The organism is Clostridium sp. AF28-12 (genome assembly GCF_003435225.1).
In the GTDB taxonomy this organism is placed as follows: domain Bacteria; phylum Bacillota; class Clostridia; order Lachnospirales; family Lachnospiraceae; genus Pilosibacter; species Pilosibacter fragilis.
On record NZ_QWGJ01000015.1, the window covers coordinates 1 to 22,138 of the forward strand.

The 22,138-nt window shown below is 42.9% G+C and carries 26 protein-coding genes and 3 pseudogenes; 5 read left to right on the forward strand and 24 right to left on the reverse strand.

Annotation, left to right across the window (positions count from 1 at the left end):
• A pseudogene (locus tag DWY93_RS12400) lies at window positions 1-251 on the reverse strand (mobilization protein); the annotation flags it as partial.
• 343 nt (window positions 252-594) lie between these two features.
• Between DWY93_RS12400 and DWY93_RS12405 the strand changes: the two are divergent.
• Window positions 595-927 (forward strand): hypothetical protein, encoded by a 333-nt coding sequence (locus tag DWY93_RS12405; protein WP_147324207.1) that lies wholly within the window; start codon window positions 595-597, stop codon window positions 925-927.
• A gap of 117 nt (window positions 928-1,044) precedes the next feature.
• Here DWY93_RS12405 and DWY93_RS12410 read toward each other — a convergent pair.
• From DWY93_RS12410 to DWY93_RS12495, 20 genes and pseudogenes are all read right to left on the reverse strand, one after another.
• A pseudogene (locus DWY93_RS12410) lies at window positions 1,045-1,227 on the reverse strand (cysteine-rich KTR domain-containing protein); the annotation flags it as partial.
• Window positions 1,228-1,238: 11 nt separating this feature from the next.
• Entirely contained in the window at window positions 1,239-1,676 is a 438-nt protein-coding gene (locus DWY93_RS12415; RefSeq protein WP_015528419.1) for a DUF6591 domain-containing protein, read from the reverse strand.
• 2 nt (window positions 1,677-1,678) lie between these two features.
• Entirely contained in the window at window positions 1,679-2,137 is a 459-nt protein-coding gene (locus DWY93_RS12420) for a DUF1700 domain-containing protein (protein WP_005937453.1), read from the reverse strand.
• Window positions 2,134-2,493, reverse strand: coding sequence for a PadR family transcriptional regulator (locus DWY93_RS12425; protein WP_005937450.1), 360 nt, complete (start codon window positions 2,491-2,493; stop codon window positions 2,134-2,136). Before DWY93_RS12425 ends, DWY93_RS12420 begins: the two co-directional genes overlap by 4 nt.
• A 196-nt stretch (window positions 2,494-2,689) precedes the next feature.
• Window positions 2,690-2,824, reverse strand: a pseudogene (locus DWY93_RS12430) (Maff2 family protein); the annotation flags it as partial.
• 123 nt (window positions 2,825-2,947) lie between these two features.
• Window positions 2,948-4,807: a type IV secretory system conjugative DNA transfer family protein gene (locus DWY93_RS12435; RefSeq protein ID WP_347466172.1), complete on the reverse strand. Its 1,860-nt coding sequence runs from the start codon at window positions 4,805-4,807 to the stop codon at window positions 2,948-2,950.
• 23 nt (window positions 4,808-4,830) lie between these two features.
• Complete coding sequence (locus DWY93_RS12440) at window positions 4,831-5,322, reverse strand: PcfB family protein (RefSeq protein WP_117470894.1); 492 nt, start codon at window positions 5,320-5,322, stop codon at window positions 4,831-4,833.
• A gap of 82 nt (window positions 5,323-5,404) precedes the next feature.
• Window positions 5,405-6,199, reverse strand: coding sequence for an ATP-binding protein (locus DWY93_RS12445; RefSeq protein ID WP_054356383.1), 795 nt, complete (start codon window positions 6,197-6,199; stop codon window positions 5,405-5,407).
• The gene (locus DWY93_RS12450) at window positions 6,199-7,017 is read right to left on the reverse strand and encodes a replication initiator protein A (protein WP_054356382.1); all 819 of its coding nucleotides are present in this window, start codon (window positions 7,015-7,017) and stop codon (window positions 6,199-6,201) included. Before DWY93_RS12450 ends, DWY93_RS12445 begins: the two co-directional genes overlap by 1 nt.
• 9 nt (window positions 7,018-7,026) lie before the next feature.
• Complete coding sequence (locus tag DWY93_RS12455; protein ID WP_117470893.1) at window positions 7,027-7,905, reverse strand: replication initiator protein A; 879 nt, start codon at window positions 7,903-7,905, stop codon at window positions 7,027-7,029.
• Complete coding sequence (locus DWY93_RS12460; RefSeq protein WP_008688048.1) at window positions 7,898-8,290, reverse strand: hypothetical protein; 393 nt, start codon at window positions 8,288-8,290, stop codon at window positions 7,898-7,900. Before DWY93_RS12460 ends, DWY93_RS12455 begins: the two co-directional genes overlap by 8 nt.
• 13 nt (window positions 8,291-8,303) lie before the next feature.
• Window positions 8,304-8,702 carry a single-stranded DNA-binding protein gene (locus DWY93_RS12465; RefSeq protein ID WP_117470892.1) on the reverse strand — a complete coding sequence of 133 codons (399 nt, stop codon included), beginning with the start codon at window positions 8,700-8,702 and terminating at the stop codon, window positions 8,304-8,306.
• Between the two features lie 13 nt (window positions 8,703-8,715).
• Window positions 8,716-9,114, reverse strand: a complete 399-nt coding sequence (locus tag DWY93_RS12470) for a hypothetical protein (RefSeq protein ID WP_008688044.1) — start codon at window positions 9,112-9,114, stop codon at window positions 8,716-8,718.
• A 131-nt stretch (window positions 9,115-9,245) separates the two neighbouring features.
• Entirely contained in the window at window positions 9,246-9,557 is a 312-nt protein-coding gene (locus tag DWY93_RS12475; protein WP_022068206.1) for a DUF6050 family protein, read from the reverse strand.
• On the reverse strand, window positions 9,554-9,715 hold the full coding sequence (locus tag DWY93_RS17200) for a hypothetical protein (protein ID WP_164468309.1): 162 nt from the start codon (window positions 9,713-9,715) through the stop codon (window positions 9,554-9,556). The genes DWY93_RS12475 and DWY93_RS17200 overlap by 4 nt, the downstream gene beginning before the upstream one ends.
• Window positions 9,716-9,719: 4 nt before the next feature.
• A complete protein-coding gene (locus tag DWY93_RS17795) occupies window positions 9,720-9,854 on the reverse strand; it encodes a hypothetical protein (protein WP_008371487.1) in 135 nt (44 codons plus the stop codon).
• Window positions 9,851-10,756, reverse strand: a complete 906-nt coding sequence (locus DWY93_RS12480) for a ParB/RepB/Spo0J family partition protein (protein ID WP_117470891.1) — start codon at window positions 10,754-10,756, stop codon at window positions 9,851-9,853. Before DWY93_RS12480 ends, DWY93_RS17795 begins: the two co-directional genes overlap by 4 nt.
• On the reverse strand, window positions 10,746-11,531 hold the full coding sequence (locus DWY93_RS12485) for a ParA family protein (protein ID WP_117472424.1): 786 nt from the start codon (window positions 11,529-11,531) through the stop codon (window positions 10,746-10,748). The genes DWY93_RS12480 and DWY93_RS12485 overlap by 11 nt, the downstream gene beginning before the upstream one ends.
• Before the next feature lie 59 nt (window positions 11,532-11,590).
• Complete coding sequence (locus tag DWY93_RS12490) at window positions 11,591-12,445, reverse strand: Arm DNA-binding domain-containing protein (RefSeq protein ID WP_347466142.1); 855 nt, start codon at window positions 12,443-12,445, stop codon at window positions 11,591-11,593.
• 15 nt (window positions 12,446-12,460) lie between these two features.
• The gene (locus DWY93_RS12495) at window positions 12,461-12,649 is read right to left on the reverse strand and encodes a MarR family transcriptional regulator (RefSeq protein ID WP_087306154.1); all 189 of its coding nucleotides are present in this window, start codon (window positions 12,647-12,649) and stop codon (window positions 12,461-12,463) included.
• Window positions 12,650-12,854: 205 nt separating this feature from the next.
• Here DWY93_RS12495 and DWY93_RS12500 point away from each other — a divergent pair, with 205 nt between their 5' ends.
• The 4 genes from DWY93_RS12500 (at window position 12,855) to DWY93_RS12510 (ending at window position 15,853) form a co-directional block, all read left to right on the forward strand.
• Entirely contained in the window at window positions 12,855-13,328 is a 474-nt protein-coding gene (locus DWY93_RS12500; RefSeq protein ID WP_117470889.1) for a GNAT family N-acetyltransferase, read from the forward strand.
• A 24-nt stretch (window positions 13,329-13,352) separates the two neighbouring features.
• Window positions 13,353-13,922 (forward strand): helix-turn-helix transcriptional regulator, encoded by a 570-nt coding sequence (locus DWY93_RS12505; protein WP_117470888.1) that lies wholly within the window; start codon window positions 13,353-13,355, stop codon window positions 13,920-13,922.
• A gap of 88 nt (window positions 13,923-14,010) precedes the next feature.
• Window positions 14,011-14,910 (forward strand): hypothetical protein, encoded by a 900-nt coding sequence (locus DWY93_RS16970; RefSeq protein ID WP_140393083.1) that lies wholly within the window; start codon window positions 14,011-14,013, stop codon window positions 14,908-14,910.
• Between the two features lie 4 nt (window positions 14,911-14,914).
• Window positions 14,915-15,853 (forward strand): DUF1848 domain-containing protein, encoded by a 939-nt coding sequence (locus DWY93_RS12510; RefSeq protein WP_087306150.1) that lies wholly within the window; start codon window positions 14,915-14,917, stop codon window positions 15,851-15,853.
• Between the two features lie 76 nt (window positions 15,854-15,929).
• On the opposite strand, the gene guaA is transcribed toward DWY93_RS12510, so the two are convergent.
• The 3 genes from guaA to uvrA all read right to left on the reverse strand — a co-directional run bounded on the left by guaA (window position 15,930) and on the right by uvrA (window position 22,136).
• Window positions 15,930-17,474 carry a glutamine-hydrolyzing GMP synthase gene (guaA, locus tag DWY93_RS12515; RefSeq protein WP_117470438.1) on the reverse strand — a complete coding sequence of 515 codons (1,545 nt, stop codon included), beginning with the start codon at window positions 17,472-17,474 and terminating at the stop codon, window positions 15,930-15,932.
• Between the two features lie 326 nt (window positions 17,475-17,800).
• The gene (gene iadA / locus DWY93_RS12520) at window positions 17,801-18,949 is read right to left on the reverse strand and encodes a beta-aspartyl-peptidase (protein ID WP_117472426.1); all 1,149 of its coding nucleotides are present in this window, start codon (window positions 18,947-18,949) and stop codon (window positions 17,801-17,803) included.
• A 337-nt stretch (window positions 18,950-19,286) separates the two neighbouring features.
• Entirely contained in the window at window positions 19,287-22,136 is a 2,850-nt protein-coding gene (gene uvrA / locus DWY93_RS12525) for an excinuclease ABC subunit UvrA (protein WP_117470481.1), read from the reverse strand.
• Window positions 22,137-22,138 lie beyond the last annotated feature (2 nt).

Genomic DNA, 22,138 nt, shown 5'->3' on the forward strand with positions numbered 1-22,138 from the left:
ATCTGGTTTAAGTTGCCGCCGATCCTGCCGTATTCGGCGGTCAGCTTCCCGACAGCGGCAAGCAACTCGTCATTGACGGGGGAAACGGTTATGATGGGGCGTATGGCTGCCCCGGTTATGGCTTGCCGGATAAACTCGGCTTGGCTCATGTTGTAAGCAGAAAGCCGTTGGGCAAACTCGGCGTATTCTTCCTCGGTCATGCGTGTTTTGACTACCCGGCTGCGGTGCGGTGTGTTGTATCGTTTTCGCATGGTAAAACCTCCTTTCTGTGCGTGGTGTCCTCTCACTAATAGGAGAAAAACGGGGTGTGAAGCGGAACTGTTTTTGAAAAATCCGAAAAAATATTTTGAGGGATTTTTAAGCGGCGCAAGCCGCATAAGCAGGGTTTGGGGAAGGCACTCCCCAACAAGATTCCCGCAGGGGCAAAATGAGCGAAAAGCGAATTTTGGTACTGTGGTAGAATCTTGCTCTGAAAAACTGCCGCTTTCCTCTGTGAGGCTGCTCTTAATACCTACAAAACCGCAGCGGGGCAAATAGGCGGAAAATCCAACGGATTTTTTCTATGCCCTTACTGCAATTCGCAAGGGGGACGGTATGGCTGGTTTCATCAATATAGCGATAGTGGCGGCGTGTTCTGCCCGCTGTTTGTCCCCCTCCACGAAAGAAACCGAAAAATGCCAAACGCTTCTTTTGATTTTTTTCATCACTACTACGGTAGCCCCATACCTTTCTTCCAAATGGCTGCGGTATTCTTTTCATCACTACTACGGTACGCAAGACCGTTTTGGGCAAATTTCCCCGTCACTTTCTACAACAACAGGAATGTGCGGTCTGCCAAAAATGGGCGCAAAAAAAACGCCACGGACTTTCAAAAAATCTGTGGCGTTGCAGCTTGGTCGATATTCAATTTTCATTTCCATAATGTGAGGGGAGCGACAGCACTTTAGTCTGTCGCTCCCTTGATTACCCATCAGCGGAAACAGGCAGGGCTGTCAACGGCGGCGCATTTATGCGCCGTTCATCTTGACCGTTGACTGCTCCGGCTGATTCCGCTATTTGTTGTGGGATTACAGCTACATTCAAATCTTTTGCGCTGATTAGTGCTTCTTGTTTGCATTTCGGACAGAACAGAGGGAAATTTTCAAGTATTGTATCGGGGCGTATCTTTGTTCGTGTTTTATTTCCACAAATAGGGCAAAGCACCCACCTATCAGGCGATTTAATCATTTTAATTTTCATTATTTAAGGAAAGAAATGTAAATTGTGAAGTTATCGGGAATGTAGCTGATACTCAATCCCTTTTCGCCATTTGACAAAAGCGTACCGATAGAAACATAGTCCTGTCCCTCAATTTCTTCCGACACTTCCTCTATTATAGAAAACCCCTCTTGCTTCAAAAGCTCTAAATAGTCGTTATAGTCGGTTTCGCTTATATCCACAATACTGATACTGCAATTCTCATGTTCCGTATCAAGCATAGCCCAACCGACCGTACCGGACGGGACGGGAAGCTCCTCGGTGTATTCATTCACAGGCCATACACCCGCGTCAAGCATGGTATTGCTTTCTGTTTGTGTATTGCTTGGATTATCCGCAGCGGACGGCGTATCTTGATTGGAACAGGCAGCCAAAGAAAGCATAAGTAAAATAGCGATTATTGAAACAAATTTTTTCATAGCTACCTCCTGTTTTTGCGGACGGTTCGGATAATCTGAATGATTGCGATTGTAACCGCGATTACACCGACTGCCAAAATGATTTGTGAAGCGTCAAATCCAAAAGCTCCCTCAACTTGAATGTTTGTCATTGCGTCTGCTTGTCCGATTGCCCCGTCCGGCACTTTCCCGGATTGGGTAGTGGCGTAAATCACAAACGCTGCAACGGCAACGACAAGGGCTGCAACGCTCGAAATAATCCCTTTCCGTTTCTGCGGTGCTGCGCTGTCAATGCCTAACTGCTCGGCGGTATTCTCTGCAAACTCTTTGGGAGTGCCTAACCGTTCGATTACCTGTTGTTCCGTTTCGCCATGCTCCAACGCAGAAGCAAAGACTTCATTCAGATCACGCACGACCTCTTTTTTTGCTTTGCGTGTTAAACTCAATTCCTTTTCCACTTGCTTAATGTATTGCTCTTTCATTCTGATACCTCCGCTGTTTGATAGGTGGCAATAAAGCCATTTACACAACTTTCATAGCTCGCCCAAAATAAAATCAGCTCGTCTAATACCTCTCTGCCCTTATGGGTAAGGGAGTAGTATTTTTTTGATCCGCCATTTGCCGCTGCCGGGGCTAATCGGCATTGGATTAACTCGGCTTCCTGCAAACGATACAGAATAGGGTAAATCGTTCCCTCTTTTGCATAGCCCAAAACGGACGCGCTGTTATTTAGCTCTGTAATGATTTCATAGCCGTAGGTTTCTTTGCGTCCGATCAAGCACAAAAGTATCATTTCAAGAGAGCCTTTTTTGAATTGCTGCACATACCTGTTATCCATACTCTCTACCTCACTTTAGTTTTGCTATTTAGTGTTCCTAAATAGCAAAACATATTATAACTCCCGGAGGTGTTCAAGTCAATAGAGTTTATAGAAATGTTACAAATGCTTTTTTGACTTTACCCTATAATTTGCCTTGCTCGGAATAGCGGCGGGGCTGACTGTCCTTGTCCTGTTTTGTTGTGCTTCTTTATTAACCATGAGCATTAGCGCCGGGATTGTCATTTCCATATCCTTCCAGAAGGTTTACGACACCCCACACACCAAGACCTGCGCCGATAGCGACTACAAGAGTTTTTAAAGTTGTAATTGCGCTGCTAAAAAATGCCATATATTCATAAACCAAAACTGACTTCTTTCAGGTGTTTACGGGAATGAAAAAACACCGACTAAAAAGCCGGCGCACCTAATGTCAGTTATTCCTTTCCTCATTATTTTTCGTTCATTCCCAAGGTTACTCCGACAGTTCTACATGAATCACTTCCACCTCTTCTTCGGGTTTCGGTGTGTACTGCGGATTTAACTCTTTCTCTACTTTGTACCGGTTCTTCTCGTTTTCATCTGCAAGAAGCCGATAGTTTTTGTGTTTCGTGATATCATATTTATCCGAGAAAAATGGTCTGGCACCACGGATCTGCAGGATACATTTTCCTCCATCCATGACTGCAATCTCATCTTCCGTCATCAGCTGTTTGCCTGTTTTCTGGTAGTTCAATCCAAAGGACTTCTGATTACTCCTCGTCTCCGAAGTGTTATACAGGTCAATGGTTTCCTTCCCCAGAAGCTCACTCATTTCCTTTAAGGTGGTTTTCTCTTTGCCACCAAGAAAAAGTGTAGTATCACAGTTGCCCAAAATGGTATCTGCACTATCCTTATACATTGCCTTTAGCTGACTCTGGGACTGCAAAATAATAGAAGCAGAGATTTCCCTGCTTCGGATAGTTGCGATCAGCTTGTCAAACTGAGGAATCTGCCCGATGTTGGCAAACTCATCGGCGATGACACGCACATGCACCGGAAGTCTTCCACCATATTTATCATCTGCCTTATCGCAAAGCAGATTGAAAAGCTGTGACTGTAACATGGCAATCACAAAGTTAAAGGTTGTATCTGTATCAGACATGATCAGAAACAAGGCTGTTTTCCTGTCTCCGATCTTATCCAGTTCCATTTCATCGTAAGACATGATCTCACGAAGTTCTGCGATATCAAATGGGGCAAGTCTGGCTCCACAGGATATCAAAATACTTTTCGCTGTCTTTCCAGCCGCCATTTTATATTTTTTATACTGTCTGACCGCAAAGTGCTGCGGATCTCTTTCTTCCAGCTCCTGGAACATCATATCCACAGGATTCTGGTAAGTTTCATCCTCTTCACGGGTTTCGCTTTCGTTCAAAAGATCCAGAAGGGTATTCAGGTTCTTTTCCTCTTCATCCCCTTCATACCAGATAAAAGCAATCAGTGCTGTGTACAGCAATTTCTCTGCTTTCACCCAAAAATCTTCGGAAGCTTTTTCCCCTTCGCCTTTGGTATTCACAATGATTGTTGTCACCAGCTTCAAGATATCTTTTTCAGACCGTATATAGGCAAATGGATTGTAATGAAGCGATTTGGAAAAATTGATGGTATTCAGAACCTTAATCACATAGGGCTCATGAACTACTTTTCCAGACTTATCTTTCATAATATTTCCATTCTTATCTTTCTTAGGCGGTCCCTTTGCTAACATCTTCCCGCACTCCTCAATGAGAGTGCCCTTTGGATCTGTAATGACCATGGAACAATTCATCTGCATGACCGACGGTTTAACGAAAAATCGTGTCTTACCGGAACCACTACCACCGATGACCACGATATTTTTATTTCTCGCATACTTCGGCTGCTTTGGTCTGCTCTCCATAGTCAATGCTTCTGTTGCTGTCAACGGAATATTCATCCAGGGATCATCTGACATATAAGGCTTGATATCCTCTGCAGTTCCCCATCTGGCTGAACCATACTCGATTCCCTTCCGAAGTTTCTTTGCATCTGACTGTTTCTGCCAAACCAATAATTTCAAAATAACTGCGACAGTAACTCCAACCAATAGATCTCTCAGGTCAAAGCTCAACAGAATCCCTGTAAAGATCCGATCTGCATGTTCCATCGCATATAACAGTTTGTTCCCTATATCTTCTCCGGGACTGCTCCTGTATAAACAGGACGCTCGATCCGCATAAAAAGCAGTCAGAACATAGGGAAGATTTGTAAGAACCAGTTTCTTTTTATCCAGAGCGGACAGCCTGACCCTGATCTTATTCTTACATTTTTGCATCAGGTTTTTACCGATTTGCTTTTTCATCGGCTCTGCTCCTGATGTCGGTTCTTTACTTTGTCCTTCGTCTTCTTTGGCATCATTGCCCGGTAAGCTGCAAGACGCTTATGAATGGAAGGTTTATTCGCTTTTTGAATCTGTTTCTGGGAAAACTCACGGAAAGCAGCATTGAGGGCATCCTGATCACGTCCCTTGAAAAATACCAGATAAACCGGCGGCTCTTTGCTCTTATCTTTTTTCAAAGCATAATTGATCCCGTATTTTCTGGCATAGCGTTCAAAGGACTTGATATTCTTATTTGTGATCTCGATATTGACCATCCCGGCATTTTGTTTTGCCAGCTCTTTTACCGTGACCTTTCCCTGTTTCGGCTGATTCTTCTTCGCTTTCTTCTCTACTGATTTCTGCTTCTGATGATGCAGATACGCAACAAGAACCTTTTTCAACAGGTCTGCCGTAATCTTAGTAGCCCGAATACAGAACGTGACCGTTTTCTGAGTTACCTCTTCCTGCATGACTTTTCCCTCCTTTCAGCGATTCAACTGCTGTCCAAATCTGTAATCATGGCAATCACCCCCTTTAATGAAAAAAGACAGATTAACCGGTAATCAGGTTCTGCACCTGTACGAGTTTTTCTGTCCCTTCTTCTTTTCTCTTATCTTCTCCACCACAATAGATGGGAACACACATTTCAAGTATTCTACTGTAAATACGCTGATGGGCAGTATCCAAATCTGTGGACTTCATTTCATTCAGTCCCAGATTCGTTGTTATGATCAGCGGAAGCATTTTACAATAGCGGCTGTCTATCACATTATAGACCTGCTCCAAAGCAAACTCGGAATTTCGTTCTATTCCCAAGTCATCAATAATCAGCAGCGGATAATCCACAAGATTTTGTATAATCTGGTTCTTATCTGCCTGATAGCTGGTCATTTCATTTAAAATCCTGGAAAAGTTTGTCATCATGACACGTTCTCCCTGTTCCAAAAGTGCATTTGCAATACAGCCTGCAAAAAAGCTCTTCCCGGTTCCAACCGGTCCCATCAAAAGCAATCCTACATTTTTTCTCTTCATATCTGTCCAGTTTTCTACATACTGCCTGGCGATTAGTATCTTCTGGTTGCTTCCATTGTCATTTTCAAATTTCCATTCCCAGAATCTTCTTTCCCGAAGTCCGACGGATTTTCTCTGATAAAGCTGCCGCTGTTCTTCTTCCCGCTGCATCTTCTCATCCAGTTCCTGCCTGGCTTTTACCTCGCATTCACACAAACAGGACACTACACGCTCAAAACCTATCAGACTGACTTTCATCTGTTTTCTTTTTCCACAGGTGCCACAATGAAGACATCCCTCTTCGTCCAGATAATCTGCTGTTACTTTGTTTTCCATCACAGGCTTTCTCCTTCCTGAAATTCATATTTATCCATTCCTATCCTGGTTCCATCCCTTTCTGCCCAAAGACAGATTGTTGCAAAATGGTTTTGATACTCTTTTCCACTGGATTTCATATAAACAGAAAGATGCTCAATCCGTTTCTGGTAATCCCATGGAAATAGCGTCGTCAACTCCTGTAGTTCAGCTTCCGACAGAACAACATTTTTAAATCTACCATATTGACTGAATTTTTCTTCCAAAGCGGGTGTATTGCCCTTACTCTTATCAGTATGATTCTTTTCAGTCTTATTTATCTTAGTATTACTTCCATCCAGATTCTTGCAGTCCGGACTTCTATTTTTTTGCGTTCCGGACTTCCAGTTTCTTGCAATCCGGATTTCCAATTCTTTGCAGTCTGGATTTCCAGTTTCTGGCATTCCAGAAACAAAGTATCTTACTGGCTTTCCTCTACTCCGTTTTACAAAATTTTTCACATATATGACAGAGGGACGATTATTCCCCTGCCGATACCGCTCGATCAATCCAATCCCATGCACACTATCCAGCTCATATAGAAGCTTTGTCACTGTCGTATGCGACATTCGCAACAGCTCCTGCAATTCTGCGATCGTGTAAATGATATAGACATAACCCTCACTGTCAATCCAGCCATTTTTCTTGGACAGGCTGATTCGATCAAGCAGAATTCCATAAAGGAGCTTTGCGTCTGTGGACAGGCTTGCAAACTCTTTTTCTGTGAACAGAGCTTTTGGTATCCGAAAAAAAGAAAACTGGTCAGATTCTTCTGCTCTGAAATATTCAAAATCTGCCATAATATTTTCCTACTCTTCTACATCAAAATCACAATTTGCTGCACTGCCTGTACCATGGCACATCTCATCAAATGCAAAATTGAATGATTGAATCATTTCGTCCAAATAATAATTTCTGGCCTTCTTGTTACAAGCATACATATCACCAATAAAGCCTTCATCATTCCCCATCGCATGAACAAGGGTTTCCAGGACCTTCATAAACTTCTTTTTTGAACAGCTTTCATACTGTCTGTTCACATATTTCTGGATATCTAACACACGAGCAGGATTATTTTCATTTTCCTCCAGAATTCCAAATGCAAGATCCATACCAAACTCATATCCATCAGCCTTAATTTGATCAATATCCATCTCTCCAAGCTCATCCTGGTATCCTCGCTTTTCCATTGCAGTTAAAGACGTTTCATATTGATCAATATATCCCATATCCGCAATAGTTTCAAAAATATCTCTGGATGCTTTCACCATCTTATCCATAATAATTTCTCTTTCAGCCAGCGGCATATTTGCCATGATAGTATCTAATGTCATCATTGATTCTTCCTCCATCTCATTTTCATAAATACCATTGATATAAAAGTGGTTCGCCTTTCCATTGTTTGGAATGATACGCACCAGTTTACCAACCTGAACCAGTTCCTGTACTGCCTGATCTACTCCATACCGAGTCGTATTCAGGTCTTTCTTTATTTCACTTTTGGGATAGATAACAAACAGATTCCCGTTATGATCTACCCAGCCATTTTGCACCGCAAATTTCAAACGATCCAGAAATAAGCTGTATAGAATCTTTGCTGTATTTGACAGATTTTTGTATTTTTCCATCTGAAACAGCACCTTTGGCACCTGCAGACAATCTACCGGCATATACTCCATCTTACTCATTGATTGTTTCCTCCTTCTGTTTGTACAGCACTTCGGCTGAATTAATATTGATTTCCAGCATCCCTACAAACACCTGATAGTACAGCAGGCATATCTGTTCATCCTCTCTTGCCAGATACAATCCTTCCAGTTCATTGGACGGATGTTTCATTCCGTATACTGCCTGACAGATATCATGGATTTTCTCACATTCCACACTTCTAAGATGCATCTCCAAGGTGTGATTAAATCTCTGCCAGTCCTCCAGTTTCTGATTTACTGCCATCATGCACTGGAACAGTTCCGCTGCTTCACATGCTGCTGACAGCACTACATTTTTGTTGTTGATACTTCCATCGGCATTTTTCATATGCCCTACCATATACGCCTGATCTACTGAAACCATCTTTTATCCTCCTCTATCTAAACGGCATTTCTTCTTCCATACCCTCTGGGATCTCTAAGAACCCTTCCGCATCTTCTGGAAACGGTGGTCTGTCAACCATTTTTGCACCTGCGAATTCAATCCGGTTTGCATACACTTCGGTGGTATAGATCTTTTTCCCGGTATCCTTATCTTCATAATTACCTGTGACAATCTCGCCTTCCACCATGACCTTCGTTCCCTGCATCAGATAATCTCTGGCAAATTCTGCTTTCTTTGCAAAAGCCTTTACCGGAATGAAACTGACTTCATCGGAATAATTTCTTCTGACTGCCAGAACAAACTTGGCAATCTTATGAAGTCCTTTTTCATTCTCCACTTCGTTGTATCCGGGATTTCTTACTAATCGCCCGGAAATAACTATTGTATTCATTGGCTTACCCCTCCTATGCTTTCATTGATTTGTAACAGATACCGATACATGGTCCACATTTTCCATAGGCACATCCGTAACATTCATCTTTTTCCAACTCTTCTTGCTTCATTTCATCGGCAAACATTCCTAACAGTGTTGTGTAAATCTTTTTCATTGCCAGGAACTTTTCTTCTGCTTTTTCCATCTTCTCTTTGTAAAATGGGATCAGTTCACGAAGAACTGGATGGAAACGTTCATTTTCATCATCCCAGGCACAGGTTTTCATCATACAGCGTGGCTGTTTCTCATAATTGCCCAGATAATATGGGCAGAACGTACAGCCTCTTTCTTTAACAATTGCCACCGGAATCACTGGCATCTGACTTTTGATTTCCTTTGTTACATGCTTACTTTCAATTCGCTCTCTCATCTTAAAAATCCTCCAAGAATATATATATTTGCAAAAGGGAATTCCCCTGAATTGCCTGTTTTTAAGCACAAAAAAAGAGGCAGACTTACGATTTTTATTTTCGCAAGCCTGCCTCTTATCAATCTAATATTCTATTTTCCAATGACATACCGTATAAACACGTATATCGCTCTGATCACATACACTGGAATCATGATGCTTCCAATCAATGCTCCAATAATGACACTTAATGCAGCCATCCCAAGTGTTGCTGTGGTATCCATTCCTCTCGGAATTAGAATCAACCGCATTTTATGTATTCCAAATGGAAGTCCGGCAATAAATACCCACCAGAACCAATCCGTCTGCCCACTGACTTTCATAATTGTTTTTGTCATCCAAAACCAGAATACCATAAATGCCAGTGGCAGAATTGATTTTTTAATTACATCTTCAATCGTCATCTTTTTTTCTCCCTCTGTCTGATTCCTTCCGCCACCTCCCGATTAAGGTTTGCCAATATTTCTCTAACCACAGGAGAATCCAATCGAAAGGTTTCCAGATCTTTCTCCGTGAGCTCCCTTCCGTTCGCATCATATCTTCGTACAATTTTTAAAGCCATACTTTCACTTCCTTCCTGCTGATAATCCTAATGTTTTCAACAAATGTTTAAACTTCTCTCTTTTCATCCGTTTAACACGTATCTTTTCTATCTTTTTCAGATAGACTTGTATTCTACTTGCCATATCTTCATTGCTCATTCTTTACCCTCTCTTTCTGCCCACGATGCCAGAAGCATAAATATAATTTCTTCCATCTGAGTCTTTGTATATGTCTCTGGAAAATATTGTTTCAATTTCTTCGCCGGAATCTGCACCTGAACTTTTTCAGTACTTTCATTCATGCAAATCTGATCAATCTCCGAATACGTCAACATCCGCTCTTTTGAAATCTGTTTCAATTCCTTTGCCTGCTTCAAGGACGGTACCATATTGTGATTACTCATATACTGAAATAATATCTGCTGCTCTTCAGTTCTCAAATAAGAAAGTTCAACAGCTGTGTTAAAGGGAAGCTTCTTCTCGTCTGCCAATTCTAATAGCTCTGCTACTAACTCTGTCAGATGAATATATCGAAGAATCTGTCTGGAACTATCTCCTGTATTCTGACTGACTTCTTCTGCCGCCAACTTCTTGCCAACTTGGCAAGAAGTTAAATCAGATCGTTTTCCCTGACGCTTTAACGCCTCATATTTCATTTTATAAGCAAATGCCTTTTCGCTGATCAGCAGCTCTTCTCGTTGAATGTTGGAATCTACCATAATCACCGTCGCTTCATCATCTGTAAGATCTTTGATGATAACCGGCATTTTCTCTAGTCCAGAAAGTTCACATGCTCGTTTTCGCCGATGACCAGCTACCAGCTCATAACCACCGGATTCTCTCAACCGCACAATACCAGGAACCAACACGCCATATTGTGTAATACTTTCCGCTAATTCTTCCATTTTCTTATCATCTCTTACTTGAAATGGGTGATTCGTAAATGGATGAAGACTTCCTATTGCTATCTCACTAATTCCATTGGTTGTCTCTTCGTTTGTTCCAAACAATGCATCAAGCGGCTGTAAGGAAACGGGAGTTGCTCTTTTTTTAGATGGCATCTTTCAGCACCTCCTCCGTCACTCTCCGATAAGCTTCTGTAGCTTTGCCTTTCGGATCATAAGAGAAAATACTCTGTCCTTCTCTGACTGCTTCCTTCATTCTTACAGAAAATGGAATATAATTATCGAAGATATGAATTTGACCTCCATATACATTTCTGAGAAGTTCCATATTATTCCTGGCATCATTCGTATGAGCATCCACCATCGTAAACAGAATTCCACCGACTTGCAGCTTCGGATTGATTTGCTTACGGACCTTACCGATCGTTTTTAATAACTGCTGCAATCCTTTGATTGACAGGTAAGACGCTTCAACCGGAATTAGTACTTCATCTGATGCAGCCAGTGCATTGATTGTGATCATTCCCAATGATGGCATACAATCAATGATAATTGCATCATATTGATCCTTGATACCATATAAAATCTGTTTCAATACATATTCCCTGCTCATTGCATTTACCAACTGTACTTCCGTACCTGCCAGTCCAATGTTAGAACAGATAATGTCTATTCCTTCTGCCTGATGCCTGATATAACAGTCTGAAGGAATATCTTCATCTTTCATTACTGTATCCATAAGAGCTGTAAGTGTTTCATTACTTTCATCACAATCACGATATCCAAATCCTGCGGATACATCAGACTGTGGATCTGCATCTACAATCAACACTTTCATATTCTTTTGTGCCAATCCTACTGCTAAATTAGCTGTACATGCGGATTTTCCCGTTCCCCCTTTTTGGTTTACAATAGAAATAATTCTAGCCATTTTTTCATCACCTTTCAATCAATAAAAATGACCGAATCAGCTAAACAGATTTTCATCCATTACGAGCTAATTCGGTCCTGTTTTTCGCTATTAAATTGTAATATCACCACTTTCGTGATACAGTAAAAGCATCTCAGATAAAAGCGGAAATTTTCTTTCATCTGAATAAGTTTTTTATAAAAGGTAGGCCTTTCCTTCATAAATTTGTTGATTCGTTGCAAGTTTTTTTCAGGACCAAATCGACTCAACCCCTTGTATTTACTGGGTTTCCGTTGATTTAGTCTTATTTTATCATCATCATCGCCCACTCGTAAACTGCACCAGTACAATATCTGAAACGCATGATAGGAATATGGTTTGTCCTTTACCGCTTCAATGAATTTCAGATATTCCTCTTTTGTCCAGAACAACATTTCCTCCGCTTTTCCCTTTCCCAACGGCCCCGCCTTTACAACAGGATTGCTTTTCAGTTCATAGAACCGTACCGCATGATTAAACAGTGCACTCAATTCTGATTGCAGAGTTTTCAAATAAGTCGGAGCATAGGGCTTTCCTTTTTCATCACGATAGGAAATCTGTTCATTCTGCCACTGGATAATATCTTTCGGACGAATATCACGCATTTTCTTATCCTTGAAATAGGGCAGTAGCTTTGTCCTCAAGATATGCTCTTTCGTCAGCCAGGTATTGTGTTTCAGTTTCGGCTTCATATCTCTTGTGTATGCCTGAACAAATTCCTCAAAAGTCATATCCAAGTCAGCCGCTTCTTTCATACGGAAATGCCGTTCCCACTCTGTTGCTTCCCGTTTGGTCTTAAATCCCCTCTTAACTTTCCGGCAATTCTTACCAGTCCAGTCATAATAGTGAAAGGACACATACCATGTTCCCCGCTGTTCATCTTTGTACGCCGCCATAATCTCACTCCTTTCCTAATTCGCCTGTGCCATGCCATAAAATTTTTCTTCATAGTATTTTCTGCTCACTCGTCCGGCGATTGTGATAAAACCTTTTGCTTCCAGTTCTTCGTTCATCTGCCGCACCAGCTTATAAGCAAATGGTTTGGAAATGCCTAAGTCCTGCGCCACTTCTCCGGCTGTTACAAATAAATCATTTTTCAAATACACGTCCTTCTTTTGGATTTTTAACTTTTTTGTTAAGTTTTGTATTTTCAGTATACTTAACATTTCTGCTATTGTCAATAGCTTTTTTGTTAAGTTTATCTTTTTTATTAAATTTAGCATTTCTGATAAGTTTTTGTTGCCGTATTATTTTAGGTATGCTACAATGTAGGAAACGGGATAACTATTTTCACAGGAGGGCTTTATGGAATACACGATACGAGAAATGACGGTAATGGAATATCCTCTATTGAATGAATTTCTATACGAAGCTATTTTTATTCCAGACGGTATAAAGCCGCCACCGAAAAATATTATCGCTTCTCCCGAATTACAAATTTATGTTGACCGCTTCGGGGCATCAAAAGCTGATTTCGCATTAGTCGCAGAAGTTGAACAAAAAATCGTTGGTGCTGTCTGGGTACGCATTATACACGATTACGGACATATTGATGATGAAACGCCCTCTCTTGCCATCTCTCTATACAAAGAATACCGGGGACAGGGGATAGGAACCGATATGATGAAAGAAATGCTATCTTTGTTGAAAACACATGGTTATGAACGTGTTTCACTTTCTGTTCAAAAGGCTAATTATGCGGCTGAAATGTATCGAAAAATCGGTTTTGATATTGTACGGGAAAACGAAGAAGAATGGATTATGGTGTGTAATTTGTAAAGTTTAAGGAAAGGACACAAAATTATGATACTGGGAGAGCGAATTAAGAGAATCCGCACATTTCGGGGATTAACACAACGAGAACTAGGATTGAAGCTGGGATATGAGGAGCGCAACGCTGATGTTCGTGTGGCACAATATGAATCCGGCTATCGTGTTCCCAAAAAAGATACTCTCATGGAAATTGCCAGGATTTTGAATGTCAACTATATCAATTTTATTATAGAAGCCCCCGGCTGCGCTGAGGACATTATGCAGACTTTTTTCTGGCTTGACGAGGACAACCGCAATACCTTTCATCTGTTTCAGCTTGTCCGCAATCCCGGCAAGTGCAACGTTTCTGATGATAAGTCTGTTCGCTATAATGATAGTGACGAATGGCCTGCTCATGCTCCTGTCGGTATGTGGATTGATTATGGTCTGGTAAATGAATTTCTGCGTGAATGGGGTTTGCGGAAAGAACAGCTAAAAAGCGGAGAGGTTTCAGAGGACGAATATTTTGAATGGAAAATCAACTGGCCAGCTTCCAGCAGTAGCGTTGATGAAAAAGGAAATGACAAGAAAAATAATAGTTATCAATGGAGAAAATCATGATTTCTCATTCAAAATCTTGCTTAAAGAGTTCAACCATGTTATTATTATATAGAACATATGTTTGTTTTTAAGGGAATGGAGGATAAAAATGCTTATAGAAAACTTAACGAATTATTGTGATATGAACTATCGACAAAAATGTCTAAATGAAAATTGTGGCTATTGTAATACATCATGTTCTCATCCTACTGTTTGCCCCCAAGACTGTGAACAATGTCTAGAACAAATTCATTTTCCTTCTAGACACCCCAATGGAAGACTTGATTATACATGTAATAATGTCTTGAATTTTTATGTATGTAAATATTTCCATAAATATGCTTCTGAAATTGAATATGCTTTACATTCTATCAATAGTCTTCCATATAAAGATACATTCAATATATTATCTCTGGGATGTGGAGCATCTCCAGATTTAGCTGCTTTTGAAAACTATTTGTCAAAAAATAATTTTTGCATTCCCGTGAACTACTTAGGTATAGATATAAACCCGCTTTGGAATGACAAGCATAATTTTATTAAAGATTATTTTAAATCAACCTCATATAATCCGGAGTATATTTGCACTGATGTTTTTGAAATTTTTAAAGATCATTACACCGTTGATAAAAATCTTCTTATTTTACAATACCTCATCTCACATTTTTATAACACTGGTAAGTTGACTGCTGTAAATGAATTTTATAAAAACCTAATACAAAATGTTATTAAAAGAATGCAACCTAAATCAATAATAATTATCAATGATGTAAATAGTAATCGTCGTGGAAGAGATTTATTTTTACGATTTTCAGATACTCTATCAAAATACGGGATTCGGCACACATATTCCTGTCGATATTTTGAGTATAACATTCAAAACGAGTATCAACGTTATGGTATCAAATATCCAAGTAAAGATATATTAACTTGGCCTACACCAAATTTGGCACGTTATAATCCGTGGACGGTATGTTCAAGTGCCCAATTAATAATAGAATTGGAGTGATTTTATGATAATAAGTGCAAGTCGAAGAACTGATATCCCTGCTTTCTTTTCCGAGTGGATTATAAACCGCTTAAAAGAACAATATGCCTATGTACGAAATCCAATGAATATTCACCAAGTAAGTAAAATCAACTTATCTCCAGATGTTGTTGATTGTATTGTTTTTTGGAGCAAAAATCCTAAGCCAATAATTAATAAACTTAACGCTTTGAAAGATTATATGTACTATTTTCAATTTACACTTAACGCATATGATAAAGATTTCGAAGAAAATCTTCCTACTTTGTCTACAAGAATTGATACTTTCCAGACATTATCCAATTATATTGGAAAAGAACGTGTCATATGGCGTTATGATCCCATTATCATTAACGAAAAATACTCTATTGATTGGCACATTGAAAGATTCAAATACCTTACAGAACAACTCTGTCTTTATACAGAAAAAGTAACCATAAGTTTTATTGATTTATATACAAAAATCTCCCATAATATCAAAGGGAAAAATATTTATGAATTATCTTATGAGCAAAAAAACACCCTTGCGAGATACTTTGCAGAAATTGCTTATTCACATAACATAGAAATAGATACCTGTGCAGAAGACATTGACTTATCTTCTTATGGCATAACTCATGCTAGATGCATCGATGACAGACTTATTTCAAAGTTACTACATTGTTCCATAGACATAGAAAAAGATAAAAACCAACGATTGGAATGTGGTTGTATTGCAAGCATTGATTTAGGTCTATATAATACTTGTCAAAATGGCTGTATATATTGTTATGCTAATCATAGTTATGCTATTCGTAAGCAAAATTTTGAAACTTATGATCCATTTTCTCCTTTACTCTGTAGTAATATAACAGAATTTGACAAAATAACAGAGCGTAAAGTCAAAAGTCAAAAAAATATGCAACTAAGTCTATTTGACATATAGGTATCAAACAGGTATCACACCACACACTAAGAGCCGGAAAGTCCGCTGTTTATGCGGCTTCCCGGCTCCCTGTTTACTATTCAAACTCAATCGTAGCCGGCGGTTTCCCCGTGCAGTCATAGAGTACGCGGTTAACATGCGGTACTTCGTTTACGATACGGCTGGCAACGGTTCCGAGAACTTCCCACGGAATCTCAGCGGCCTCAGCAGTCATAAAGTCGATGGTGTTTACAGCTCGCAGGGCGATTGCGTAATCGTAAGTTCTCTCATCACCCATAACGCCCACGGAGCGCATATTGGTCAGTGCTGCGAAGTACTGACCGATATTGCGGTCGATTCCTGCCTTTGCAATCTCTTCGCGATAGATTGCGTCAGCTTCCTGTACCATCTTTACTTTCTCCGGTGTTACGGCGCCGATAATACGGATACCAAGTCCCGGACCCGGGAACGGCTGACGGTATACGAGCTTCTCCGGAATTCCGAGTTCCAGACCGGCCTTACGAACCTCGTCTTTGAAGAGGTCGCGGAGTGGCTCAATGATCTCTTTGAAATCAACATAATCCGGAAGTCCTCCGACATTGTGGTGGGATTTGATCACTGCGGATTCTCCGCCGAGACCACTCTCTACAACGTCCGGATAAATTGTTCCCTGTACAAGGAAGTCAACGGCACCGATCTTCTTTGCCTCTTCCTCGAACACACGGATGAACTCCTCGCCGATGATCTTTCTCTTTCTCTCCGGCTCCTCAACGCCTGCTAATTTATCGTAGAAGCGCTGCTGTGCGTTTACGCGGATAAAGTGCAGATCGTACGGGCCATTCGGTCCAAATACTTCCTCGACCTCGTCGCCTTCATTCTTACGGAGAAGACCGTGATCAACGAATACACAGGTGAGCTGGTCGCCGACTGCCTTTGCGAGCATAACGGCTGCAACAGAAGAGTCAACTCCACCGGATAACGCGCAGAGAACTTTTCCATTTCCAACTTTCTCGCGGATCGCTTTGATGCTGTTTTCAACAAATGCGTCCATCTTCCATGTTCCGGCGCATCCACAGACTTCATAAATGAAGTTATGGAGCATCTTTGTACCTTCCTGAGTATGAAGAACCTCCGGATGGAACTGGATCGCATATAATTTCTTCTCCTCGCACTCAGCGGCTGCAACCGGGCAGTCCGGAGTATGTGCGACGATTCTGAATCCAGGTGCTTCTTTCTCGATGTAGTCATTGTGGCTCATCCAGCAGATCGTCTTCTCGGATACATTTCCAAAAAGCTTGCTTGTCTTGTCCACAGTCACTTCGATCTTGCCGTACTCACGGACCGGTGCTTTGCATACATGTCCGCCGAGAACGTGGGACATCAGCTGCGCGCCGTAGCAGAGTCCGAGTACCGGAACGCCCATCTCAAACAGTTCCTTGCTGCATGTAGCAGCACCTTCCTCATAAACGCTGTTCGGACCTCCGGTTAAGATGATTCCTTTCGGATTCATTGCCTTGATCTGTTCGATCGGAGTCCGGTAGGAGTAGATCTCACAGTATACATGGCATTCACGGACACGACGGGCAACCAGCTGATTGTACTGGCCGCCGAAGTCGATAACAATAATTTTTTCCTGATTCATCGGGTGCCTCCTGAAATATGTGCATGTACTTCTTGATAACTGCCCGGCAATCCGCATCGATTTGTGCCGGAATGCCGGACAGATATAAATTTTCCTATTTGGAACTAATTATAAGGGATTCATAGAAACTTGGCAAGTGCTTTCCCTCAAAACCTGTACTTTAATAAGTATGAAGGTTACTGTACTCGGGTAGGAATTTTCTGAACTGAAAATTCCGTACAATACAGTGGTGGTAGTGGATTTTGCCGATTCGGAATGCGAAGCATCGGCAAAATCCTGTTACAGTACATAGTCAGGCATATTGACACCTCGCACAGGCAGCAACATTATTTCTCATACGTTCCCTTTTTAAGGATTTTCCCGTCTCTCATCATAGGCACGCCCATAGCGATCACCGTATCAAGAGAGAGATCTTCATTCATGATCAGGATATCCGCATCACTTTCTTCCTTCACAGCACCCTTTTTCGGATATAATTCCAGAGCCATCGCCGGATTCTTAGTTCCGAGAGCCAGAAGTTCCTCCAAATCCATATTTTCTTCTTTTACCATGTAGACGATCTGACGGTAGATCGTATCCACATCGGAAACACCGATCTCCACAAGTTTTCCTTCTGCATCATAGTTAGACCAGCTTCCCTGTCCGTCGGAGCTCATGGTCACCTTCTCCATTGGAACTCCTTCTTTTTTCGCTTTCTTGACAGCATCTGCAACAGAGTGGAACTTACTTTCAGATTCCCCACAGGTGAGGTCGATCGTTCCGCCCATCTTCGCGAACTTAAACGCATCCTCTAAGAGGTTCGCGTTGCGTCCCACGTGAGTCGGCTGAAATGTTTTCGGCGGAATCGAGGTGCGCTCTAATGCCTCAAATACCGGTTTTAATGTTCTCTTATCTCCGCCCATGTGAAGGCAGATAAATCCAGGTTTTCCACTCAGCATTCCTGCGGTGCGGACATCACTGGCCAGACGGATCAGTTCCTCTGTCGTGATATTCGGCGCACGGTGATCAGAGATCGCAAGCTTCACTCCAAGGATCTCATCGATAAACATAATGTCCTTGCTGACACTTCCGGTCACGGTCGTACTCGGATAACCATAGGCTCCGCAGATCGCATAAGCGGAAATTCCCTCTTCTTTTAACGCTTTTACCTTTGCTAAAAGATTCTCCACGCTTCTGCTGATTCCGTCAGTTCCCAAAAGTCCAAGTACAGTTGTAACACCACCCTTGATCAGGCTGGACAGCTGGACCTGCGGTGCCTGAGTGTGGAAGCTTCCTTCTCCGCCGCCTCCAGTCACATGGACATGACGGTCGATAATACCCGGAGTCACGATCTTTCCGGTTCCGTCGATTACTTCACATCCCTCATACTCCGGCAGATGATCCGCAATTCTTTCGATTCTTCCTCCGGCAATCAGGATATCCTTCACTCCGAGATATTCCGGTGCGTAAACTTTTGCGTTTTTTACTAACAGCATGGGCTTATTCCTCCTGTGTAATCCCTGTTTTACATAACTGCCCGACAGCGGGAAATTCAGTTCAGACAAACCAGCGTACGGCTGAATTGTAATAGAAATTACTGTCGGGCAATTATGATTTTCTTATTATTTTAGTATAACATACCGCCGGAAGTATTCCAAGTGATGATTCAAAACTTTCATTTCTTTACTCGTTACAGTACACGGGCACTCCATGCCCGCGCACTGTAACAGGATTTTGCCGATGCTTCGCATTCCGAATCGGCAAAATCCACTACCATCACTGTATTGTACGGAATTTTCAGTTCAGAAAATTCCTACCCATGAAAAGTAACCTTTACTCGTCTGAACCGGCATCTCCGTTCTCGAGATACCTCTTGACATACTGCCCCGTATAAGACTCCGGAACCTTCACGATCTCCTCCGGCGTTCCTTTCGCGATCACGGTACCGCCGCGGTCTCCGCCTTCCGGTCCCATGTCGATAATATAATCTGCTGTCTTGATCACATCCAGATTGTGCTCGATCACAACCACCGTATTTCCACCTTCGGAAAGCTTTCTTAAGATCTCCACCAGCTTATGGACATCCGCGAAATGGAGTCCTGTCGTCGGCTCATCAAGGATATAGATCGTTTTTCCGGTTCCGCGTCTGGAAAGCTCTGTGGCGAGCTTGATCCGCTGCGCCTCTCCGCCGGAAAGCTCCGTCGAAGGCTGTCCGAGGCGGATATAGGAAAGTCCCACATCGTTCAATGTCGCGATCTTTCTCGCGATAGACGGCACATTCTCAAAGAACTTTAGCGCCTCCTCCACGGTCATATTCAGCACATCGTAAATACTCTTTCCCTTATATTTCACTTCCAGAGTCTCACGGTTGTACCGCTTTCCGCCGCAGACCTCGCAGGGCACATAGACATCCGGAAGGAAATGCATTTCGATCTTGATGATTCCATCACCGCTGCAGGCCTCGCATCGACCGCCCTTCACGTTGAAGCTGAACCGTCCCTTTGAGTATCCCTTCGCCTTTGCGTCGGTAGTCGCCGCGAAAAGATCACGAATCAGGTCAAACACACCGGTATAGGTCGCCGGGTTTGATCGCGGCGTTCTTCCGATCGGAGACTGGTCGATGGCGATGATCTTATCCAGCTGCTCCACGCCGTCGATTCCGTCGTGATCTCCCGGGATCGTCCGGGCACGGTTCAGCTTTTTCGCCAGCGCCTTATAGAGAATCTCGTTGATCAGGGAACTCTTTCCCGATCCTGACACACCGGTCACGCAGGTCATAATTCCAAGCGGCACATCCACATTGATATTTTTCAGATTATTCTCCCTCGCGCCACGGATTTTGATCCAGCCCGTTGGGCTTCTTCTCTCCTTCGGCACCGGAATTTTGATCCGGCCGCTCAAATACGCACCGGTGATCGATTCCTTACACTTCATGATCTGGGCTGCCGTTCCCACAGCGACCACATTTCCGCCGTGTTCCCCGGCTCCCGGACCGATATCCACGATACAGTCCGCCGCCCGCATCGTATCCTCATCGTGCTCCACGACGATCACGCTGTTTCCGAGGTCCCGCAGGTGTTCTAGCGTTTTTAGCAGCTTATCGTTATCTCTCTGATGCAGTCCGATACTCGGCTCATCGAGGATATAAGCAACTCCCACAAGTCCGGAACCGATCTGGGTCGCAAGACGGATTCTCTGTGCTTCGCCGCCGGAAAGAGTTCCTGTCGCCCGGGATAAGGATAGATAATCCAGTCCCACATCGATCAGGAAGCTGATCCTCGCACGGATTTCCTTTAAAATCTGTTCACCGATCATCTTCTGCATCTCGGATAGCTTCAGATCATCGATAAACTCCCTGAATTTTACGATGGACATATTCGTAGCTTCGTAAATATTCAGCCCACCTACTGTCACCGCCAGAGAAGACTGCTTTAAACGCTGTCCATGACATGTGGTACACGGTGTGATCCGCATAAAGCTCTCGTACTCTGCCTTACTGGCCTGAGAGAACGTCTCCCGGTAACGGCGGTTTACGTTCTCGATCAGGCCCTCAAAGGCCACGTCGTAAACGCCGGTTCCGCGCTGTCCCGTATAGTGGACCTTTACTTCCTTTCCGCCGGTTCCGTAGATCAGGATATCATGGATCTCCTTCGGATAATCCTGAAATGGGGTGTCGAGATCAAAGTGGTACTCCGCAGCCAGAGCATCTAAGATCGCCCTCGAAAAGCTTCCCGGCTTCGCGCAGGACTGCCAGCCAAGGACGACGATCGCTCCCTCATTGATACTCAAAGACTTATCCGGGATCATCAGATCCTCATCAAATTCCATCTTATATCCCAGACCGAAGCAGTCCAGGCAGGCGCCAAACGGATTATTAAAGGAGAAGCTTCGCGGCTCCACCTCCTCGATACTGATCCCGCAGTCCGGGCAGGAAAAGCTCTGGCTGAAGTTGATCGGCTCGCCGTCAGCTACATCCACGATCATCAGACCATCGGACAGCTTCATCACTGTCTCTATGGAGTCCGTCAGACGTTTCTCGATCCCCGGCTTCACAACGAGACGGTCCACAACGATCTCAATATTGTGCTTGATGTTCTTCTCCAGCGTGATCTCTTCTGACAGCTCATGTAGATTTCCGTCGATCATCACACGGACGTAACCACTGCGTTTCGCCTGTTCCAGAACCTTCTCATGACGTCCTTTTCTTCCACGGACCATTGGCGCTAATAGCTGGATCTTCGTCCGCTCCGGCAGTGTCATGATCTGGTCCACCATCTGGTCCACTGTCTGCTTGCGGATCTCCCTGCCGCACTTCGGGCAGTGGGGGATACCGATCCTAGCGTACAGAAGACGCATATAGTCGTAGATCTCCGTCACGGTTCCTACGGTGGAACGCGGGTTGCGGTTCGTGGATTTCTGGTCGATGGAGATCGCCGGGGAAAGTCCCTCGATGCTCTCCACATCCGGTTTTTCCATCTGGCCTAAGAACTGGCGCGCGTAGGAAGATAAGGACTCCATATAGCGTCTCTGTCCCTCCGCATAGATCGTATCAAATGCCAGAGAAGATTTTCCCGATCCCGAAAGTCCGGTCAGGACCACCAGCTCATTTCTCGGGATATCCAGGGAAATATTTTTTAAGTTGTGCTCGTTGGCACCTCGTATTTTTATATACTGCTTCGGCATTG

What these genes read in the sequence shown, in the direction of transcription:
- DWY93_RS17795 (WP_008371487.1), bottom strand. Translation starts at nt 9,854, where the DNA reads ATGAGCAATGAAGATATGGCAAGTAGAATACAAGTCTATCTGAAAAAG.
- uvrA (WP_117470481.1), bottom strand. Translation starts at nt 22,136, where the DNA reads ATGCCGAAGCAGTATATAAAAATACGAGGTGCCAACGAGCACAACTTA.
- DWY93_RS12445 (WP_054356383.1), bottom strand. Translation starts at nt 6,199, where the DNA reads ATGGAAAACAAAGTAACAGCAGATTATCTGGACGAAGAGGGATGTCTT.
- guaA (WP_117470438.1), bottom strand. Translation starts at nt 17,474, where the DNA reads ATGAATCAGGAAAAAATTATTGTTATCGACTTCGGCGGCCAGTACAAT.
- DWY93_RS12505 (WP_117470888.1), top strand. Translation starts at nt 13,353, where the DNA reads ATGATACTGGGAGAGCGAATTAAGAGAATCCGCACATTTCGGGGATTA.
- DWY93_RS12435 (WP_347466172.1), bottom strand. Translation starts at nt 4,807, where the DNA reads ATGCAAAAATGTAAGAATAAGATCAGGGTCAGGCTGTCCGCTCTGGAT.
- DWY93_RS12490 (WP_347466142.1), bottom strand. Translation starts at nt 12,445, where the DNA reads ATGGCGGCGTACAAAGATGAACAGCGGGGAACATGGTATGTGTCCTTT.
- DWY93_RS12480 (WP_117470891.1), bottom strand. Translation starts at nt 10,756, where the DNA reads ATGCCATCTAAAAAAAGAGCAACTCCCGTTTCCTTACAGCCGCTTGAT.
- iadA (WP_117472426.1), bottom strand. Translation starts at nt 18,949, where the DNA reads ATGCTGTTAGTAAAAAACGCAAAAGTTTACGCACCGGAATATCTCGGA.
- DWY93_RS16970 (WP_140393083.1), top strand. Translation starts at nt 14,011, where the DNA reads ATGCTTATAGAAAACTTAACGAATTATTGTGATATGAACTATCGACAA.
- DWY93_RS12500 (WP_117470889.1), top strand. Translation starts at nt 12,855, where the DNA reads ATGGAATACACGATACGAGAAATGACGGTAATGGAATATCCTCTATTG.
- DWY93_RS17200 (WP_164468309.1), bottom strand. Translation starts at nt 9,715, where the DNA reads ATGGCTTTAAAAATTGTACGAAGATATGATGCGAACGGAAGGGAGCTC.
- DWY93_RS12475 (WP_022068206.1), bottom strand. Translation starts at nt 9,557, where the DNA reads ATGACGATTGAAGATGTAATTAAAAAATCAATTCTGCCACTGGCATTT.
- DWY93_RS12415 (WP_015528419.1), bottom strand. Translation starts at nt 1,676, where the DNA reads ATGAAAAAATTTGTTTCAATAATCGCTATTTTACTTATGCTTTCTTTG.
- DWY93_RS12440 (WP_117470894.1), bottom strand. Translation starts at nt 5,322, where the DNA reads ATGCAGGAAGAGGTAACTCAGAAAACGGTCACGTTCTGTATTCGGGCT.
- DWY93_RS12455 (WP_117470893.1), bottom strand. Translation starts at nt 7,905, where the DNA reads ATGAGTAAGATGGAGTATATGCCGGTAGATTGTCTGCAGGTGCCAAAG.
- DWY93_RS12450 (WP_054356382.1), bottom strand. Translation starts at nt 7,017, where the DNA reads ATGGCAGATTTTGAATATTTCAGAGCAGAAGAATCTGACCAGTTTTCT.
- DWY93_RS12465 (WP_117470892.1), bottom strand. Translation starts at nt 8,702, where the DNA reads ATGAATACAATAGTTATTTCCGGGCGATTAGTAAGAAATCCCGGATAC.
- DWY93_RS12470 (WP_008688044.1), bottom strand. Translation starts at nt 9,114, where the DNA reads ATGAGAGAGCGAATTGAAAGTAAGCATGTAACAAAGGAAATCAAAAGT.
- DWY93_RS12460 (WP_008688048.1), bottom strand. Translation starts at nt 8,290, where the DNA reads ATGGTTTCAGTAGATCAGGCGTATATGGTAGGGCATATGAAAAATGCC.
- DWY93_RS12425 (WP_005937450.1), bottom strand. Translation starts at nt 2,493, where the DNA reads ATGGATAACAGGTATGTGCAGCAATTCAAAAAAGGCTCTCTTGAAATG.
- DWY93_RS12510 (WP_087306150.1), top strand. Translation starts at nt 14,915, where the DNA reads ATGATAATAAGTGCAAGTCGAAGAACTGATATCCCTGCTTTCTTTTCC.
- DWY93_RS12405 (WP_147324207.1), top strand. Translation starts at nt 595, where the DNA reads ATGGCTGGTTTCATCAATATAGCGATAGTGGCGGCGTGTTCTGCCCGC.
- DWY93_RS12485 (WP_117472424.1), bottom strand. Translation starts at nt 11,531, where the DNA reads ATGGCTAGAATTATTTCTATTGTAAACCAAAAAGGGGGAACGGGAAAA.
- DWY93_RS12420 (WP_005937453.1), bottom strand. Translation starts at nt 2,137, where the DNA reads ATGAAAGAGCAATACATTAAGCAAGTGGAAAAGGAATTGAGTTTAACA.